Here is a 16,489-nt window from a genome sequence, read left to right as displayed (position 1 = left end):
AAAGCGTATTCAAATTAAATCGAATACGCTTTTTTGTGTGACATATTGCAAAGATTTTTATTAACCTTCAGCTAATAAATAATAAAATTTAACTTCTCCATCATCTTTCACCATTAACACATCATTTCGTTCTTTTACTGTAAAAATTTCAGTACCCACAGATAACTTGTTTGCTGTTCCATTTTTAAATTCCGCTGCAATTGAAGAGTTAGCTTCAATTTTTCCAACCTTTGAATTTTCAGTAAACTGGAGTTCTTTAATCCAATCAATATTTGTTTTATAGATGATATCATTCCATTGAAATATATCCGCATTACTATCTAATGACAATACTTCCTGTGCATCAGGGTTTTTACTTGTAAAAACGGTAATATCTTTATTTTTATCAGCACAGCCAATTAACACGAATAAAGAAAAAATTAATAGATAAATAAATTTTAGCTTTTTCACTTATGTTACCCTCCCTATGTATTTGACATTTCTAAATCTAAAAAAGTTACATAATCCTACCTGATTAAAAATTATACTTTCCTCATTTATTTTTATGGAAAATTTAATTTTAAATGACTTTCTTTTGAAACTTGTGTTCCCATTTACCCTATAGAGGAAATTATTAGCGATTATTTGTTGATTGTCATTGCATAATTACACTATATTAAAAATAACTGTATCCCCAAAAGAACGTGAAGAATGGAGAATTACGGAGGGATTTCCTTCTTTTTTTGAGGCAGATACAATCTAACTGCTGAAGAATGCCAATATTTTTAGAAATTGATTCGACCCAAAAATAAGAGAAGGAGCTGAAAAGGATGTTCTCATTTACAGATTTAAATGGTTTACGAGTGGATTTAAGCTTTACAAGAGGAGAATTAACAGTTGAACCTAGACATGTTCTTGTTTTTTTGAAATATGATAACAAATGGCTATGTACGATTCATAAAAGACGTGGCGTCGAGGTTCCAGGTGGAAAGCAAGAGCCTGGAGAAACTTTGGAAGAGGCAGCAATTCGAGAAGTGTTTGAAGAAACAGGAGTTCATGTAAAAAATTTAAAGTGGTTTGCAGAATATGCCGTTCATGATGAAGTGTTATTTTGTAAAACGGTTTTTACTGCTCAATTTGCAGGGCAAGAGGACATAGAGTTTGATTTAGAGACATCAGGGATGATCTGGTTAACCGACGATGAATTTGCGAATCATCCAAATTTAAGCTTTCATATGAAGGATGAAGGCATGCAAAAAATGCTGGAGGAGTTGAAACATGATGATCAATGGTGAAATCGTTGAAAAACGCACCTATCCTTCGCCGAATCCAGCTGTTCGGTTAACGGAAATTACCTATATATCTTTGGGTCTTCGTGTGAAAGGTTTATTGGCTGAGCCAAAAGCTGAAGGTACATATGATGGCTTTTTATATCTACGTGGAGGCATGCAGAGTATTGGAATGGTTAGACCTTCACGTGTCGCACAATTTGCAGCACAGGGCTTTATTGTTTTTGCACCGTATTACCGAGGGAATCGTGGTGGGGAGGGGCGAGATGAGTTTGCAGGTGCTGATCGATATGATGCTGTTTACGGAGTAAACGTGTTAAAGCAGTACTGCAATGATAATATACATGTCTTTGGCTTCTCACGTGGTGGGATTATGGCACTTTGGACAGCCATATTACGCAGAGATATCACCTCTGTTGTAACGTGGGCAGGCGTTTCTGATGCAACTGCTACTTATTGGGAGCGGATAGATATGCGCCGAATGATGAAGCGAGTTATAGGAGGAACGCCTAATCGTGTGCCAGAGGCTTATGACGCGCGAACACCATTATTTGAAATAGAGCATATTACAGCGCCGGTGCTTATTATTCATGGGTATCTAGATGAAAATGTAGATATCGAGCATGCTAGACAATTAGAATTTTATTTACAGGATGCCAATAAAACTTACGAAACATGGTATGACCGTCATTTTGCCCATCAATATCCTCCAGCAAAAAATCGTGAGACCGTCCGTGCTCTTTGCGAATGGATGAAACGTCAGTAACTGGGCCCACCATACCTCAAATTGTGCGTTCATAACGAGGATATGGTGGGAGGAAACAATTACATACTTTTCCTAATAATTATCTCCAACAACCGTCTCTGCTCCTCTCTCATCTTCAAAATACCACTACCTGCATAGTTAGCCTCGTGTAGCGATTCGAAATTTTGTAAAAGAAAAAGAAAAAAGGGAACGACTACAAATCGTTCCCTTTGTATAAGCAAATTATTTTAATGGCCCACCAAGTGTAGTGATAGCTTCAGAGACATTAGAGAATTTCTTGAAGTTTTCATTGAATAGACCAGCAAGCTCAGTCGCTTTTTTGTCATAAGCTGCTTTGTCTGCCCATGCATCACGAGGGTTAAGTACTTCTGTTGGTACACCTTCAACAGCAGTTGGAATATGTAATCCAAATACTGAATCTTGGATTGTTTCAACATCAGCTAATTTGCCATCGATTGCTGCACGTACCATTGTACGAGTGTAAGAAAGCTTCATACGGCTACCAGTACCATATTCGCCACCAGTCCAACCTGTGTTCACTAAGTATACTTGCGCACCATGTTCGTCAATTTTTTGACCTAACATTTCAGCATAGACAGTTGCTGGAAGTGGAAGGAATGGAGAACCGAAGCAAGTAGAGAATACTGGTTCTGGTTCTGTTACACCACGCTCTGTACCAGCAAGTTTTGATGTGAAGCCACTTAGGAAGTGGTACATTGCTTGCTCTTTTGTTAATTTACTGATTGGAGGTAATACGCCAAATGCATCAGCTGTTAAGAAGATGATTGTTTTTGGGTGACCTGCAACAGATGGATCAACAATATTATCAATATATTGGATCGGATATGCGACACGTGTATTTTCTGTTAATGAACCGTCATCATAATCACAAATTCGAGTTTCTGGGTCGACAGCTACGTTTTCTAAAACAGAACCGAAGCGGATTGCATTGTAGATTTCTGGTTCTTTTTCAGCAGAAAGGTTAATTGTTTTTGCATAGCAACCACCCTCAATGTTGAATACACCGTTATCAGACCAACCATGTTCATCGTCACCGATAAGCTTACGATCAGGATCAGCTGATAAAGTCGTTTTACCAGTACCAGATAAACCGAAGAATAATGCTACATCTCCAGCTTCACCAACGTTTGCTGAACAATGCATAGAAAGGATGCCTTGTTGTGGTAATAAGTAGTTCATAATACCGAAAATTGATTTTTTAATTTCACCAGCATATTCAGTTCCACCAATTAGGATGGTTTTCTTTTCAAGAGAGACAATGATGAAAGTTTCAGAAGCTGTACCATCCACAGCAGGGTCTGCTTTAAAGTTTGGAGCTGAGATAACTGTGAAGTCAGCGACATGGGAAGCTAACTCTTCTTCTGTTGGACGGATAAATAATTGATGAGCAAAAAGATTGTGCCAAGCGTATTCATTGATGACTTGGATGCTTAGTTGTGAATCTTTGTCGGCACCAGCAAAGCCCTTGAATACAAATAATTCGTCACGTTCTTTTAAATATTTTACTACTTTTACATATAAGTTATCGAACACTTCAGAAGAAATTGGTTGGTTTACTTTTCCCCAGTCAATTTTATCCTTTGTGCTTTCTTCTTCTACCGTATATTTATCTTTAGGTGAACGACCAGTGTATTTGCCAGTTTCTGCACGAACTGCGCCATCTACTGTTAACATAGCCTCACCACGAGATGTAGCCTTTTCAGCTAATTGTGGTACTGAAAGTTGAACATTAATGTTACCGCCGCTTAATAATTCCTTCAGTTCGTTTGCAATTTCTACTGAATTCATCGATTAAATACCATCCTTTTTTATAGTATTCCCTTGAGTTTGAGGGAGAATTTCTTAATTTCAAAAATAGTATAACACAATTGCTTAAATAATCTATACTAATTCAGAAATTATTTTTGAGATTTTATTACTTTTCAAGAAAACGACAAAAAGTAAATTAATAATGAGAGATGTCATCATTCATTCACCAGAGCATAACAGCGTTTGAAGACGTTTGACCAACATGAGGTTCGCACAAGATGGAAGGTTATTAACTCAAGTTTAGAAGAGCAAAACTGAATTCATCTTCCCGCATGTAGGGGTGGGTAGTCTTCAAAGCCACAAATAGTATGCTTTATGATAAAGATATTAGGTCACTTTTTATGTTAACACAGGATATAAGGTAGTAATAGGGATTAATTTGCTTCTATTTACAGCATCACCCAGGTGCTAATCGTATTGGGACCAAAAAGTTTCTCTCATACCTTTACAATAATACAGTAAAAAATATTTGACAACGTTCGACCTTTTACGTAATATGAGATATTGAACGGATACTCTTATCCCGAGCTGGTGGAGGGTCAGGCCCTGTGAAACCCGGCAACCTGCATGAACTATTTCACGACATGCGTTGGTGCCAACCTGATGCAAGGGAAACCCCTTGAACGATAAGAGTGAAAGGTTACGAAGTCATTATTCCTTTCCTCATGTAGTAAGCGTGAGAAAAGGATTTTTTTATTGTTAAAAACAAATATAAAGGTAAGTATATGTAGTTCTTTCCTTATTATAATGACGGATCTTTCGAAATCCTCGTGTTAAAAGCATCAGCTGTTTTTATCTTCTTTCAGCAGATATTTTTTGTATCAAAAGCAAAGTGGCAGATGTTTTATGCGCGTAAACGTAGCGGCAGATACAGAAGACTCCACCTTTAGGAGGTAGAGATAAATGCGATTTTGGTTCCTTTTCAGTGGGTGTCCAAACATCTACTGAATGAAGATAAAGCCTCTGGCGGATGTCACGGATTTTCAAAGNNCCAAGGCGAAATTGATACGAAAGCGAAGCGACAGCAGTAACGGCTTGAGAGTTCAATCCTTAGGATCGGACTTGACATGGGTAATGAGTACCGTATTCACAAATACTTTTTGTAAGAGTAATAGGAGGAAAACCAAATGACAAACCGTCGACTGTTTACATCAGAGAGCGTGACAGAAGGACATCCAGACAAAATTTGTGACCAAATTTCGGATGCCATTTTAGATGCCATTTTAGCAGAAGATCCAAATGCACGTGTAGCGTGTGAAACAACAGTAACAACAGGTTTAGTATTAGTAGCAGGGGAAATTACTACTTCTACCTATGTAGATATTAAAGGTATTGTCCGAGATACTGTAGCCGAAATCGGATATACACGTGGGAAATATGGCTTTGATGCAGAAAATCTTGCAGTGCTTGTAGCGATTGGTGAGCAATCACCAGATATTGCACAGGGAGTTGACCAAGCACTAGAGGCTCGTGAAGGCTCTATGACAGACGCTGACATTGAAGCAATCGGTGCGGGTGACCAAGGCTTAATGTTTGGTTATGCATGTAATGAAACACCCGAGCTTATGCCTTTACCAATTAGTCTAGCGCATAAATTAGCACGTCGCTTAACAGAAGCGCGCAAATCTGGTGAACTAGCGTATTTACGTCCCGATGGAAAAACGCAAGTGACGATTGAATATGATGAAAACAATATACCAGTACGAGTAGATACGATTGTCATTTCAACACAACATGATGAAGAGGCAACACTTCAGCAAATTCAGGAAGATTTAAAACAGTTCGTAATTGCACCAGTTGTTCCGAGTGAATTACTAGATGCAAATACTAAATATTTCATTAACCCAACTGGTCGTTTTGTTATCGGTGGTCCGAAAGGTGATGCCGGTCTAACTGGACGCAAAATCATCGTAGATACATACGGTGGCTATGCGCGTCATGGCGGTGGTGCGTTCTCTGGAAAGGATGCAACAAAGGTTGACCGTTCAGCAGCATATGCAGCACGTTATGTAGCCAAAAACATTGTGGCAGCAGGTTTAGCAGAACGAGCTGAAGTACAATTAGCCTATGCAATTGGTGTTGCTCAGCCGGTATCCATTGCTGTTGATACATTTGGTACTGGAAAAGTGAAGGAAAGCGAGATTGTCGAGTGGGTACGTGAGCTATTTGATTTACGTCCAGCAGGGATTATTAAAATGCTTGATTTACGTCGCCCTATCTATAAGCAAACTGCTGCATATGGACATTTCGGTCGTACTGACTTAAATGTGCCTTGGGAGCAAACAGATAGAGCAGAGGCTTTAAGAGAAAGAGCACGTTTATAAACTATCCCGCTAAAGTGTTAAAGTGAATTATAAATTATATTAAAGTATTAATTAGAAAGGGNNTTCAGCAGATGTTTTTTGTATCAAAAGCACAGCGGCAGATGTTTTATGCGCGTAGCGGCAGCGGAAGATACAGAAGACTCTCTACAGGTGAAGAGATGAATTGATGAAATGGGGCTACTTAGTATTATTTATTGTTTGCTTGAAGAGATTTATAATATTGTCCTTTTTCTGCATACTCACGGACGATACGTTCCATATCTTCTTTATCTTCAGCATTTAATTCACGAACAACCTTAGCCGGACGACCTAATGCTAAGCTATTCGGTGGAATGACCTTACCTGGAGGTACTAGACTGCCAGCTCCTATGAATGCACCCTCTCCAATCTCTGCTCCGTCTAATATGATTGATCCCATACCTATTAAGGCATTTTTGCGAATTGTACAGCTATGTAAAGTTACTTGATGTCCCACTGTTACTTCATCTTCAATAATTAGCGGGTATTTCGGACTTTGGTGTAAGCAACAAAGATCTTGAATACTTACTCGTTTACCGATAATTGTTGGTGACACATCACCACGAATAACAGTGTTAAACCAAATAGTTGTTTCAGCACCTATTGTAACGTCGCCAGTAACGGTCGCATAATCAGCAATAAAAACGGATGGATCGATGGTTGGTGTTTTACCTTTAAATGGATAGATCATGAGAATCGCCTCTTTTCTTTCTATGATGTAATATTATCGTATCAAATACGTAACTTGATGGAAATATAAAATTAATGAAGTTAAGTATTTCGTTATAATCAATATGTAATAATTTTTTTAGGAGGACTATGTAAATGTGGAAATGGGAAGCTGATGGACAAGCAAAGGCTGTGGTTGCTATTCTTCATGGTGCATATGAAAATCACCGCTGGTATGCATGGCTGATAGAAAAACTTAGATTGGAAGGCTTCCACATTGTCATGGGGGATTTACCGAATCATGGTGTCAATGCAAGGTTTTCACGTGTTCATGATGAGGATTTTAAAGAATACAACAAGTATACTAGACATTTAATGGAGAATGCTTTTTCATATAATTTACCTGTGTTTTTAATAGGGCATGGGCTTGGTGCAACATTATTACTACATACTATGCACAAGAAAAAATATGAAAGTGCAGGCATTATACTAACTTCACCATGGCTTCAATTAAAGCTGTTGCCAGGTAAACTATCAAATGCTTTAACAAGTTTAAGTGCGCTTACAGCTAATGTTAAAATAACACATGAAATTACATTGGAGAAATTGACTCGCAGTGTAGAAGGGAGAGAAGAGATGAAGGATGAGATTCCTTTTATGTCAGTTGTCTCAGTGAAATGGTATCGAGAGCTACAGCAAATGATGCGGAATTTAGTATTATTACCAAAGGCTGAATTCCCAAATATGCCTATGCTTGTAATGACAGCTGAAAAAGATAGTATAACGGAAACTAAACAAACTCGTAATTGGCTTCATCAGCAGGAATTTACAGAGTTTCAGTTTAAGGAATGGGCGAATTGCTATCATAATCTATTTCATGAACTAGAGCGGGAAGAGATTTTTGTCTATATTCGTGATTTTATCAACAATGCTCTTCGTAGAATTGGCTATATTATTGAGTAATGTTTGACCTCTCCAATTTACTAGAAAATTACTAATTTATTATTCCTGAAATATAATGTTGTAATTTTCAGAAAAGTGTAATACTATAATGACTTATAAAATAGAATTTTCACATTGGAGGGGTAAAATGGAGGCAATTGTTGGAAAATTGAATGATATTTTGTGGGGACCGTGGTTTATTTATGGTATTTTGTTAATTGGATTGTTTTTTTCAATCATTACGCGGTTCTTACAGGTAAGACACATTAAAGATATGTTTGTTTTAATGTTTAAAGGCGAAAAATCGGAAAAAGGGATTTCATCTTTCCAGGCAATGTCTATTGCGTTATCTGGGAGAGTAGGTACAGGTAATATTGCTGGTACAGCTACAGCCATCGGTATGGGGGGACCTGGTGCTGTTTTTTGGATGTGGGCAATCGCCTTTATTGGCGCAGCAACTGCATATGTAGAATCAACGTTAGCACAAATTTATAAAGAAGAGAAAGATACTGAATATCGCGGTGGACCTGCCTTTTACATAGAAAAGGGAATGGGTCAAAAATGGTTCGCAATAATTTTTGCAATTGCTGCCTTAATAGCAATGTTAATCTTGATGCCAGGTGTTCAATCCAATGCAATTGCAACTGCTGTTGAAAACGCTTTCAGTATTCAAACTTGGATTACGGGTCTTATTATTGTTGTATTATTAGGTGCAATTATTATTGGTGGAGTTAAATGGATTGCGAATGCTGCACAGATTATCGTTCCGTTTATGGCTTTAGCTTATATTATTATGGCTATCATTATTATTGGGATGAATATCACAGAAATCCCATCCGTATTTGCACTTATTTTTTCTAGCGCTTTTGGTGCTCAAGAAATTTTTGGTGGGATTATTGGCTCTGCAATTGCTTGGGGCGTTAAGCGTGGTATCTATTCAAATGAGGCTGGTCAAGGAACTGGAGCGCACCCAGCGGCAGCAGCAGAAGTATCGCACCCTGCAAAACAGGGAATTGTGCAAGCAGCATCCGTATACATTGATACATTATTAATTTGTTCAGCTACAGCATTTATGATTTTATTTACGGGCATGTATAATGTACAGGATGAAAAGGCAGCAGAAGGTACTGATCCATTTATTCACGTTGGAGAATTTAACAAAAATGGCCTTTCTGGAGAAGATCAACTAACATTTGCAAAAAGTATTAAGGAAGGTGCAGCATACACACAATTTGCTGTAGATTCTGCATTACCAGGATTCGGTGGTCCATTTGTAGCAATTGCATTATTCTTCTTTGCTTTTACAACAATTATGGCCTATTACTATATTGCTGAAACAAATGTGGCTTATTTGTTCTCTGGTTCAGCTGAAAAAGTCGTCATATGGATTGCGAAGTTTGCGATTTTAATAGCTGCATTCTATGGTACAATTCGTACTTCAGACCTTGCTTGGGCAATGGGGGATGTTGGACTTGGACTGATGGTATGGATTAACGTTATAGCAATTTTAATCATTATGAAACCTGCAATAGTGGCATTGAAGGATTATGAGAAACAGAAAAAAGAAGGAAAAGATCCTGTTTTTGATCCTCAAGTACTTGGTATTAAAGGGGCAGATTTCTGGGTTGATTATAATAAAAAACGTCAAAATAAATAGGTAATATAGGGAAAGCTATTAAATAGAATGTTTTATTTCTATTTGATAGCTTTTTTTGTTTTTGCAAAAAGAAAATAAAATTCCTATTGACGACAATGGAAAAAGAATATATATTTTGTATTAAGGAAATTATTTTTCCTTTAAGAAACTTTTTAGAAGGTGGTGAAAAAATGACTGTGTTCCATTTACCGCAACTATCATATGACTACGATCAATTAGAGCCCTATATTGACGCTAGAACGTTAGAGATTCATCATTCAAAGCATCATGCAACATATGTAAATAATTTAAACATGGCCTTAGAAGGCTATAATGACCTACAAAATAAATCATTGGAAGATTTATTAAGTAATCTTGATTTGCTTCCAGTTGACATTCAGACTGCCATACAAAATAATGGTGGAGGACACTACTGTCACAGTTTATTTTGGGAAATGATGAGTCCCAATGGCGGTGGTGAGGCTAATGCTGATATTGGACAGGCAATTGAATATTATTTTAAAACGTTTGATAATTTTCAGGATCAGCTTTCTAAAGCAGCAATTACTCGCTTTGGAAGTGGATATGGATGGCTAGTGCTGGAGGATAATCAACTAAGCATTATGAGTACAGCTAACCAAGATACACCTTTAATTGAAGGAAAAATTCCTTTGCTCGTAATCGATGTGTGGGAACATGCATATTATTTGAACTATCAAAATCGTCGCCCTGATTTTGTTAAAAATTGGTGGAATACTGTCGATTGGGATAAAGTTAATCAACGCTATGTAGAAGCAATGAAACAACAATCTTTAAAACGTTAACTTAAGCTAAGTTAATGAAGGTAATTTGACATGAAAATAAGTAACTCCTCCCTATCCCCCGCGCCATCGGGGGATATTTCCTTTTGATAAGCAAAAAAGACATGAATTCGATAAGAATCGAAGCCATGCCTTAAAATTATTCGATTGGGTAATCTTTCATTTTTTCCAGAGCAATAATAAAAGGTGGATCATTTTGTTGATTTAAAAACTCATATTTTAGTACATGTACATATTTTTGAGGAAGCTGACTTACATACTCTATGACAGCATCTCGTTCCTCCTTGCCACCTGGATGACCATGGTAAATGACCAAAACAATCAGTCCACCAATCTTCAGTAACTTTAGTAAATCTTGAATGGCAACTATTGTCGTATTTGGCTTTGTAATGATATCGTGATTACTACCAGGTAAATAACCTAAATTAAATATGGCGGCTGCCACTTGCTTGTGTACATATTTAGCAACTTCCTCATGCCCTCTATGTAAGACAAGTCCACGATGCTCTAAGCCATGATCAAGCAGGCGAAGTAGTGTGGCATCCACAGCACTTTTTTGAACATCAAAGGCATATACTTGACCACTATCCCCGACAAGCTGTGCTAAAAATAATGTATCATGACCGTTACCTGCAGTGGCATCGACCACTGTATCACCCTCCTCAACTGTAGCCTTTAACAGTTGTTGAGCATATTGTAAAACACGTTGTAGCTTCATTTGACAACCTCAGCCTGATAAAATTTCCCTTGCCAGCTTCCACGGCGTTCAAGCTCTGCATCAATGCCATTTAATACTTCCCACTTATTAACGCTCCACATTGGGCCGATCATTAAATCAATGGGTCCATCCCCTGTAATACGGTGAATCACCATATCCGGAGGTAAAATCTCAAGTTGATCTGCTACAAGCTTTGTATAAACATCCTGATCTAAAAATTCTAGCATGCCCTTTTCGTACTGTTTGACCATAGGCGTCCCCTTTAAAAGGTGTAGCAAGTGAATTTTTATGCCTTGTACATCAAGCTTTGCCACTTCACGTGCAGTTTCCATCATCATGTCATAGTCTTCAAGAGGAAGGCCATTAATAATGTGTGAGCATACACGTATACCATGTTTTCGAAGCTTTTCAACACCTTCAACATATGTGGCATAATCATGGGCACGGTTTATTAGATTTGCTGTTTTTTCATGCACTGTTTGAAGACCTAGCTCAATCCATAAATAAGTACGCTCATTTAATTCAGCTAAATACTCTACTACGTCATCTGGAAGACAATCTGGACGAGTAGCAATCGATAAACCTACAACGCCATCCTGCGCCAGTGCCGCTTCAAATTTTTCTTTTAATACGGGAAGTGGGGCATGTGTATTTGTATAAGCTTGGAAATAAGCCATGTACTTGCCATCCTTCCATTTTTGATGCATTTTGTCTCGAATTTCAGCGAATTGCACATCTATAGGATCGACTTTATTGCCAGCAAAATCACCAGAGCCTGCTGCACTGCAAAAAGTACAGCCACCAAAAGCAACGGTACCATCACGATTTGGACAATCGAAGCCTGCGTCCAGTGCTACTTTAAAGACTTTATGACCAAATTGCTCACGTAAATAGCGATTCCATGTATAGTATCTTTTCCCATCTGAAGGAAAAGGAAAGCTTGTTTCTGTCATTTATTTCACTCCTCTAACACTATATTTTATCATGTACTAGTGCTTTCCGTCATGAGGGAAGAATTCAATAAAGCGAAACTTCAAACAGAGGTATTTTCTGTATTCCCATAGGGGTATTTTACACCAATTCATTTTACGTAAAGTTGCTTCAATTTTAGGCAACCTGAGCAGAAAAAGGGAAAGCGGAGCGAAAAGTTGAGCTACTCGAGCGGAAGAAGAGGAAAGCGGATCGAAAAGTTGAGCCACCCGAGCGGATATAGAGGAAAGCGGAGCGAAAAGCCGGTCACCCCGAGCGAATAAAGAGGGAAGCGGAGCGGAAAGCCAGCCACCCCGAGCGGATATAGAGGAGAGCGGAGCGAAAAGCCGGTTACCCCGAGCGAATAAAGAGGGAAGCGGAGCGGAAAGCCAGCCACCCCGAGCGGATATAGAGGAAGCCAGAGTGGAAAGCCGTCCACCCTGAGCGGATGAAGAGGAGAGCGGAGCGGAAAGTTAGCCATCCCGAGCGGATGATATGGAAAGCGGAGCTGAAAACCAGTTAGACCGAGCGGATGATATGGAAAGCGGAGCGAAAAGCCGGTCACCCCGAGCGGGTAAAGAGGAAAGCTGAGCGAAAAGCCGGTCATCCCGAGCGGATATAGAGGAAAGCGGAGCGAAAAGCTGGTCACCCCGAGCGGATGAAGAGGAAAGCGGAGCAAAAGCCGGTCACCCTGAGCTGGTAAAGAGGAAAGCGGAGCGAAAAGCCGGTCACCCCGAGCGGAAGAAGAGGAAAACGGAGCAAAAGCCGGTCACCCCGAGCGAATACGAAGAGGAAAGCCGAGCGAAAAGACGTCCACCCCGAGCAAAATAAAGAGAAAACAAAGAAATTAGCTTAAACACAGATACACTTTTTTATATTGTGTTGTCACTGTAAAAAAGGTAAAATTATTTTCCTTGTGCTTTTGTATTTTTCAGCATAAACTAACTATTTAGAGTAGCGAAATAATGGAGGTCATTCTATGCCAAAAAGTGTTTGGTTTTTAATTATTGGAATGCTTGTGAACACAACGGGCAATTCATTTTTATGGCCTTTGAACGCCATTTATATGCACGATTATTTAGGGAAGTCACTGGCGATGGCTGGCTTTGTATTAATGTTGAATTCTGCTGCTGGGGTACTAGGTAATCTATTAGGTGGTTATTTATTTGATAGAATAGGTGGCTATAAGTCAATTATGCTTGGCATTCTTTTAACGATTGCCTCATTAATAGGGTTAACGATTTGGCATGGCTGGCCGCATTATGTATGGTTCTTAACGATTCTTGGCTTTAGTGGAGGTATCGTATTTCCTGGAATGTTTGCTTTAGCTGGAACGGCATGGCCTGAGGGCGGAAGAAAGGCCTTTAATGCTATTTATCTTGCTCAAAATGTAGGGGTTGCTATCGGACCAGCACTTGCGGGAATCGTGGCTGACTATCAATTTGACTACGTATTCAAGGTAAATCTAGTCATGTATATTTTATTCTTTTTTATAGCGTTATTTACTTTTAAGCGATTAGAGGTAGGCAGTATTGCGCCGAAAAATGTGGTAGGTGAGAGTAAGAAAATCATTAATAAAGCACCATTTTATGCATTATTAATTATTAGTGCATCCTCTGTGCTATGCTGGGTGGCTTATTCGCAATGGAGCGCGACTATTTCTTCGTATACACAGGATTTAGGATTAGGCTTGAAACAATATAGCCTACTGTGGACAATTAACGGTCTTCTCATTGTTATTGGGCAACCACTTATTGCGCCACTTGTCAAGCGATGGGAGCATACATTAAAACGTCAATTAGTATTTGGCGTTACGTTGATTGCACTTTCATTTGGAATTATTGCCTTTGCGAGTGATTTTACAATGTTTGCGGCTGCTATGGTTGTCTTAACTTTCGGCGAAATGTTTTATACACCTGCTTTGCCAACGATTGCAAATCAGCTTGCACCCAAGGGACGACAGGGCTTCTACCAAGGAATTATCAACAGTGCGGCAACAGCTGGTAGGATGATTGGACCCCTGTTTGGTGGTATTATGGTTGATCAGTTTGGGATGATCGTACTTGTTTTAATACTAGTAATCATTGTATTGTTTGCCATTGTGCCATGTTTAATCTATGACTATCCTTTACGAAAACATCAAACATCCACCGAATGATGGTTGATTTAACAAAAAAAGTATGTAAACGAGTGAAAACTATGCAATAAGTATAGTTTTCACTCTTTTTTTGATTGGATATTGATTAAAAGTAAAAACGGGCGTACAATCATACATATTCAAATATTTGAATATGTTGAAGTGAAATTCCTTGGAGGGATGAAAGTGGAAGAGGGATTACAGCAGTTTAAGGCAGATTTTTTTAAAGCCTTAGCTCATCCATTACGAATAAGAATACTAGAATTATTAGTAGATGGTAAAAAAAGTGTCAATGAGATACAAAGCTGTTTAGAAAAAGAGGGCTCGGCTGTTTCTCAGCAGTTAAGTGTTTTACGAGCAAAAAATATCGTTTATGGGATAAAAGAGGGAAAAAAAGTTTACTACTCCTTAAGTGATCCGATGATTGGTGAGCTGCTTGGAGTAGCCAAGGAGATTTTTAACAATCACTTAATTAATACAATTACAAGATTGGAAGAAATGACCATTAATGGAAGTGACGAAGAAAATATATAATCATATTTTTTGAAAAATTTGCTTTGCTTATTATTTCGAAGGGAAGATTTATGTATGAAGTCACTGATAATAGGGAGATTTGAAGGATATTCAGTTCATCATTTTAAGAAAGACTTACTGTCGGGGATTATTGTCGGAATCGTAGCAATCCCGCTAGCAATGTCTTTTGCGATTGCTTCGGGTGTCAAGCCAGAGTATGGAATATATACAGCTTGTATTGCTGGTATACTTATTTCAATCTTTGGTGGTTCGAAATATCAAATTGGTGGTCCAACAGGTGCATTTGTGCCAATTCTTCTAGGAATCGTTCTAACATATGGCTACGAAAATTTATTAATTGCTGGTTTGATGGCAGGGATTATGCTGTGCTTAATGGGTATTTTTAAGCTAGGCTCCTTAATTAAGTTTATCCCACGTCCTGTAACAGTAGGTTTTACTGCTGGAATTGCCGTGATTATTTTTACGGGGCAGATTGCCAATTTCTTAGGACTGACAAATATGACAAGGCACGAGTATTTTATTGCCAATTTAAAAGAAATTGTGATGCATATTGGCACAACGAATTTTTATAGTATTGTCACAGCAATTATTTGTCTCGTTTTTATTTTATTGACACCGAAAGTTTTACCGAAAGTACCAGGAGCGTTAGTAGGTATTGTTGTTTCCACACTTATTGCAACGTTCTTTTTTTCAGGACAAGTTGCTACAATAGCGACTGCCTATGGTCAAATTCCAAGCACTTTACCCGATTTTGCAATACCGAATATCACATTGGAAAGAATACAGCTACTTATAGGACCAGCCTTTGTTATTGCAATGCTTGGTGGTATTGAATCACTTTTATCTGCGGTTGTCGCGGATGGTATGACAAATAGTAAACACCATAGCAATCGAGAGCTTGTTGGCCAAGGCATTGCGAATATTGTTACACCATTGTTTGGAGGAATTCCGGCAACTGGTGCTATTGCCCGTACAGCGACAAATATCAAAACAGGTGCGGTTTCGCCAATGTCAGGTATTATTCATGGTGTATTTGTCTTACTTACTTTATTGCTATTAGCTCCGTATGCTTCTCATATTCCTTTAGCGAGTATGGCGCCTGTCTTAATGGTTGTTGCCTGGAATATGAGTGAACAAAAGCATTTTGCACATATTGTGAAGTTGAAATCAGGAGATTCACTAGTTTTAATTATTACCTTCCTACTGACTGTTTTTACAAGTTTAACACTAGCTGTGGAGGTTGGGCTGGTGTTAGCTGTTGTGTTATTTGCAAAGCGTATGAGTGAGAAGCTTGTCGTCACGAAAGTATTACCAGATCACTCATTAAAGCATGAAAAAGTACAATCACACGTTGTTCATCAGCAGCATGATTGTCCACAAATTAGTATCTATACAATTGAGGGGCCGCTTTTTTTCGGGGCAGCGTCTACTTTCGAGCAGGCCATTGCCGCTCCCACTCACCAATCTAAAGTTTTAATATTACGAATGGGGAAAGTGCCCTTTATGGACTCAACAGGTGAGACATATTTTGGTAGTATTATTCGGAATTTCAAAACGCAAGGTGGTACCATTTTAATAACAGGACTACAGGATGAAATGAAAGTCGCGCTTCAGCATAATGGTCTCTATGATGAAATAGGGGAAGCTCATTTTTATCCACATACAGGAGAAGCAATTAATGAGGCTTTTCGCTATTTAGATACAAATAAGTGTATAGGATGTAAACATTTTGCCTTCCGTGAATGTCAGGAATTATCACAATCTAAGGAAAAAAGGGATTTAATTGTACAGTAATGGTTAGTATATGAACAAAGGCTTGTGCTTTTCAACACTTTCCATTAGAATAAATGCAATACA

General features: G+C 38.5%; 14 protein-coding genes and 1 riboswitch. Of the genes, 9 read left to right on the top strand and 5 right to left on the bottom strand.

The window, feature by feature from the left end; genetic code table 11:
* Window positions 1–60: 60 nt before the first annotated feature.
* A complete protein-coding gene (locus B2R82_RS02725) occupies window positions 61–450 on the bottom strand; it encodes a hypothetical protein (protein ID WP_286923397.1) in 390 nt (129 codons plus the stop codon).
* Window positions 451–809: 359 nt separating this feature from the next.
* Between B2R82_RS02725 and B2R82_RS02720 the strand changes: the two genes are divergently transcribed.
* Together B2R82_RS02720 and B2R82_RS02715 are read left to right on the top strand one after the other, a co-directional pair.
* Window positions 810–1,274 carry an NUDIX domain-containing protein gene (locus B2R82_RS02720; protein ID WP_286923396.1) on the top strand — a complete coding sequence of 155 codons (465 nt, stop codon included), beginning with the start codon at window positions 810–812 and terminating at the stop codon, window positions 1,272–1,274.
* Window positions 1,258–2,034: an alpha/beta hydrolase family protein gene (locus tag B2R82_RS02715; RefSeq protein ID WP_286923395.1), complete on the top strand. Its 777-nt coding sequence runs from the start codon at window positions 1,258–1,260 to the stop codon at window positions 2,032–2,034. The genes B2R82_RS02720 and B2R82_RS02715 overlap by 17 nt, the downstream gene beginning before the upstream one ends.
* A 222-nt stretch (window positions 2,035–2,256) precedes the next feature.
* On the opposite strand, the gene pckA is transcribed toward B2R82_RS02715, so the two are convergent.
* Window positions 2,257–3,843 (bottom strand): phosphoenolpyruvate carboxykinase (ATP), encoded by a 1,587-nt coding sequence (pckA, locus tag B2R82_RS02710; RefSeq protein ID WP_286923394.1) that lies wholly within the window; start codon window positions 3,841–3,843, stop codon window positions 2,257–2,259.
* 536 nt (window positions 3,844–4,379) lie between these two features.
* Window positions 4,380–4,497: riboswitch (SAM riboswitch) on the top strand.
* Window positions 4,498–4,991: 494 nt separating this feature from the next.
* On the opposite strand from pckA, the gene metK reads away from it, so the two are divergent.
* Window positions 4,992–6,188 carry a methionine adenosyltransferase gene (metK, locus tag B2R82_RS02705; protein WP_286923393.1) on the top strand — a complete coding sequence of 399 codons (1,197 nt, stop codon included), beginning with the start codon at window positions 4,992–4,994 and terminating at the stop codon, window positions 6,186–6,188.
* Window positions 6,189–6,375: 187 nt separating this feature from the next.
* Here metK and B2R82_RS02700 read toward each other — a convergent pair whose 3' ends face one another.
* On the bottom strand, window positions 6,376–6,897 hold the full coding sequence (locus B2R82_RS02700) for a gamma carbonic anhydrase family protein (protein WP_286923392.1): 522 nt from the start codon (window positions 6,895–6,897) through the stop codon (window positions 6,376–6,378).
* A 134-nt stretch (window positions 6,898–7,031) separates the two neighbouring features.
* On the opposite strand from B2R82_RS02700, the gene B2R82_RS02695 reads away from it, so the two are divergent.
* From B2R82_RS02695 to B2R82_RS02685, 3 genes are all read left to right on the top strand, one after another.
* Complete coding sequence (locus B2R82_RS02695; RefSeq protein ID WP_286923391.1) at window positions 7,032–7,838, top strand: alpha/beta hydrolase; 807 nt, start codon at window positions 7,032–7,034, stop codon at window positions 7,836–7,838.
* Between the two features lie 127 nt (window positions 7,839–7,965).
* Window positions 7,966–9,474, top strand: coding sequence for an alanine/glycine:cation symporter family protein (locus tag B2R82_RS02690; protein ID WP_286923390.1), 1,509 nt, complete (start codon window positions 7,966–7,968; stop codon window positions 9,472–9,474).
* A 170-nt stretch (window positions 9,475–9,644) separates the two neighbouring features.
* Window positions 9,645–10,277 (top strand): superoxide dismutase, encoded by a 633-nt coding sequence (locus B2R82_RS02685; protein ID WP_286923389.1) that lies wholly within the window; start codon window positions 9,645–9,647, stop codon window positions 10,275–10,277.
* 136 nt (window positions 10,278–10,413) lie between these two features.
* Here the strand turns inward: B2R82_RS02685 and B2R82_RS02680 are convergent, their stop codons facing one another.
* Window positions 10,414–10,992 (bottom strand): class I SAM-dependent methyltransferase, encoded by a 579-nt coding sequence (locus B2R82_RS02680; protein ID WP_286923388.1) that lies wholly within the window; start codon window positions 10,990–10,992, stop codon window positions 10,414–10,416.
* Window positions 10,989–11,945 (bottom strand): TIGR01212 family radical SAM protein, encoded by a 957-nt coding sequence (locus B2R82_RS02675; protein WP_286923387.1) that lies wholly within the window; start codon window positions 11,943–11,945, stop codon window positions 10,989–10,991. Before B2R82_RS02675 ends, B2R82_RS02680 begins: the two co-directional genes overlap by 4 nt.
* A gap of 995 nt (window positions 11,946–12,940) precedes the next feature.
* Between B2R82_RS02675 and B2R82_RS02670 the strand changes: the two genes are divergently transcribed.
* The 3 genes from B2R82_RS02670 to B2R82_RS02660 all read left to right on the top strand — a co-directional run bounded on the left by B2R82_RS02670 (window position 12,941) and on the right by B2R82_RS02660 (window position 16,426).
* The gene (locus B2R82_RS02670; protein WP_286923386.1) at window positions 12,941–14,119 is read left to right on the top strand and encodes an MDR family MFS transporter; all 1,179 of its coding nucleotides are present in this window, start codon (window positions 12,941–12,943) and stop codon (window positions 14,117–14,119) included.
* A gap of 165 nt (window positions 14,120–14,284) precedes the next feature.
* Window positions 14,285–14,632: an ArsR/SmtB family transcription factor gene (locus B2R82_RS02665; protein ID WP_283869239.1), complete on the top strand. Its 348-nt coding sequence runs from the start codon at window positions 14,285–14,287 to the stop codon at window positions 14,630–14,632.
* A 54-nt stretch (window positions 14,633–14,686) separates the two neighbouring features.
* The gene (locus B2R82_RS02660; protein ID WP_286923385.1) at window positions 14,687–16,426 is read left to right on the top strand and encodes a SulP family inorganic anion transporter; all 1,740 of its coding nucleotides are present in this window, start codon (window positions 14,687–14,689) and stop codon (window positions 16,424–16,426) included.
* Window positions 16,427–16,489 lie beyond the last annotated feature (63 nt).

Origin of the sequence: Lysinibacillus sp. UBA6686, assembly GCF_002455205.1 — a bacterium.
Classification (GTDB): Bacteria; Bacillota; Bacilli; order Bacillales_A; family Planococcaceae; genus Lysinibacillus; species Lysinibacillus pakistanensis.
Note: the sequence above shows the minus strand (reverse complement) of the source record. Positions and strands in the feature narration are given on the sequence as shown.

Coding starts and splice junctions, on each gene's coding strand:
- B2R82_RS02720 (WP_286923396.1), top strand. CDS start 810: ATGTTCTCATTTACAGATTTAAATGGTTTACGAGTGGATTTAAGCTTT.
- B2R82_RS02715 (WP_286923395.1), top strand. CDS start 1,258: ATGATGATCAATGGTGAAATCGTTGAAAAACGCACCTATCCTTCGCCG.
- pckA (WP_286923394.1), bottom strand. CDS start 3,843: ATGAATTCAGTAGAAATTGCAAACGAACTGAAGGAATTATTAAGCGGC.
- metK (WP_286923393.1), top strand. CDS start 4,992: ATGACAAACCGTCGACTGTTTACATCAGAGAGCGTGACAGAAGGACAT.
- B2R82_RS02700 (WP_286923392.1), bottom strand. CDS start 6,897: ATGATCTATCCATTTAAAGGTAAAACACCAACCATCGATCCATCCGTT.
- B2R82_RS02695 (WP_286923391.1), top strand. CDS start 7,032: ATGTGGAAATGGGAAGCTGATGGACAAGCAAAGGCTGTGGTTGCTATT.
- B2R82_RS02690 (WP_286923390.1), top strand. CDS start 7,966: ATGGAGGCAATTGTTGGAAAATTGAATGATATTTTGTGGGGACCGTGG.
- B2R82_RS02685 (WP_286923389.1), top strand. CDS start 9,645: ATGACTGTGTTCCATTTACCGCAACTATCATATGACTACGATCAATTA.
- B2R82_RS02680 (WP_286923388.1), bottom strand. CDS start 10,992: ATGAAGCTACAACGTGTTTTACAATATGCTCAACAACTGTTAAAGGCT.
- B2R82_RS02675 (WP_286923387.1), bottom strand. CDS start 11,945: ATGACAGAAACAAGCTTTCCTTTTCCTTCAGATGGGAAAAGATACTAT.
- B2R82_RS02670 (WP_286923386.1), top strand. CDS start 12,941: ATGCCAAAAAGTGTTTGGTTTTTAATTATTGGAATGCTTGTGAACACA.
- B2R82_RS02660 (WP_286923385.1), top strand. CDS start 14,687: ATGAAGTCACTGATAATAGGGAGATTTGAAGGATATTCAGTTCATCAT.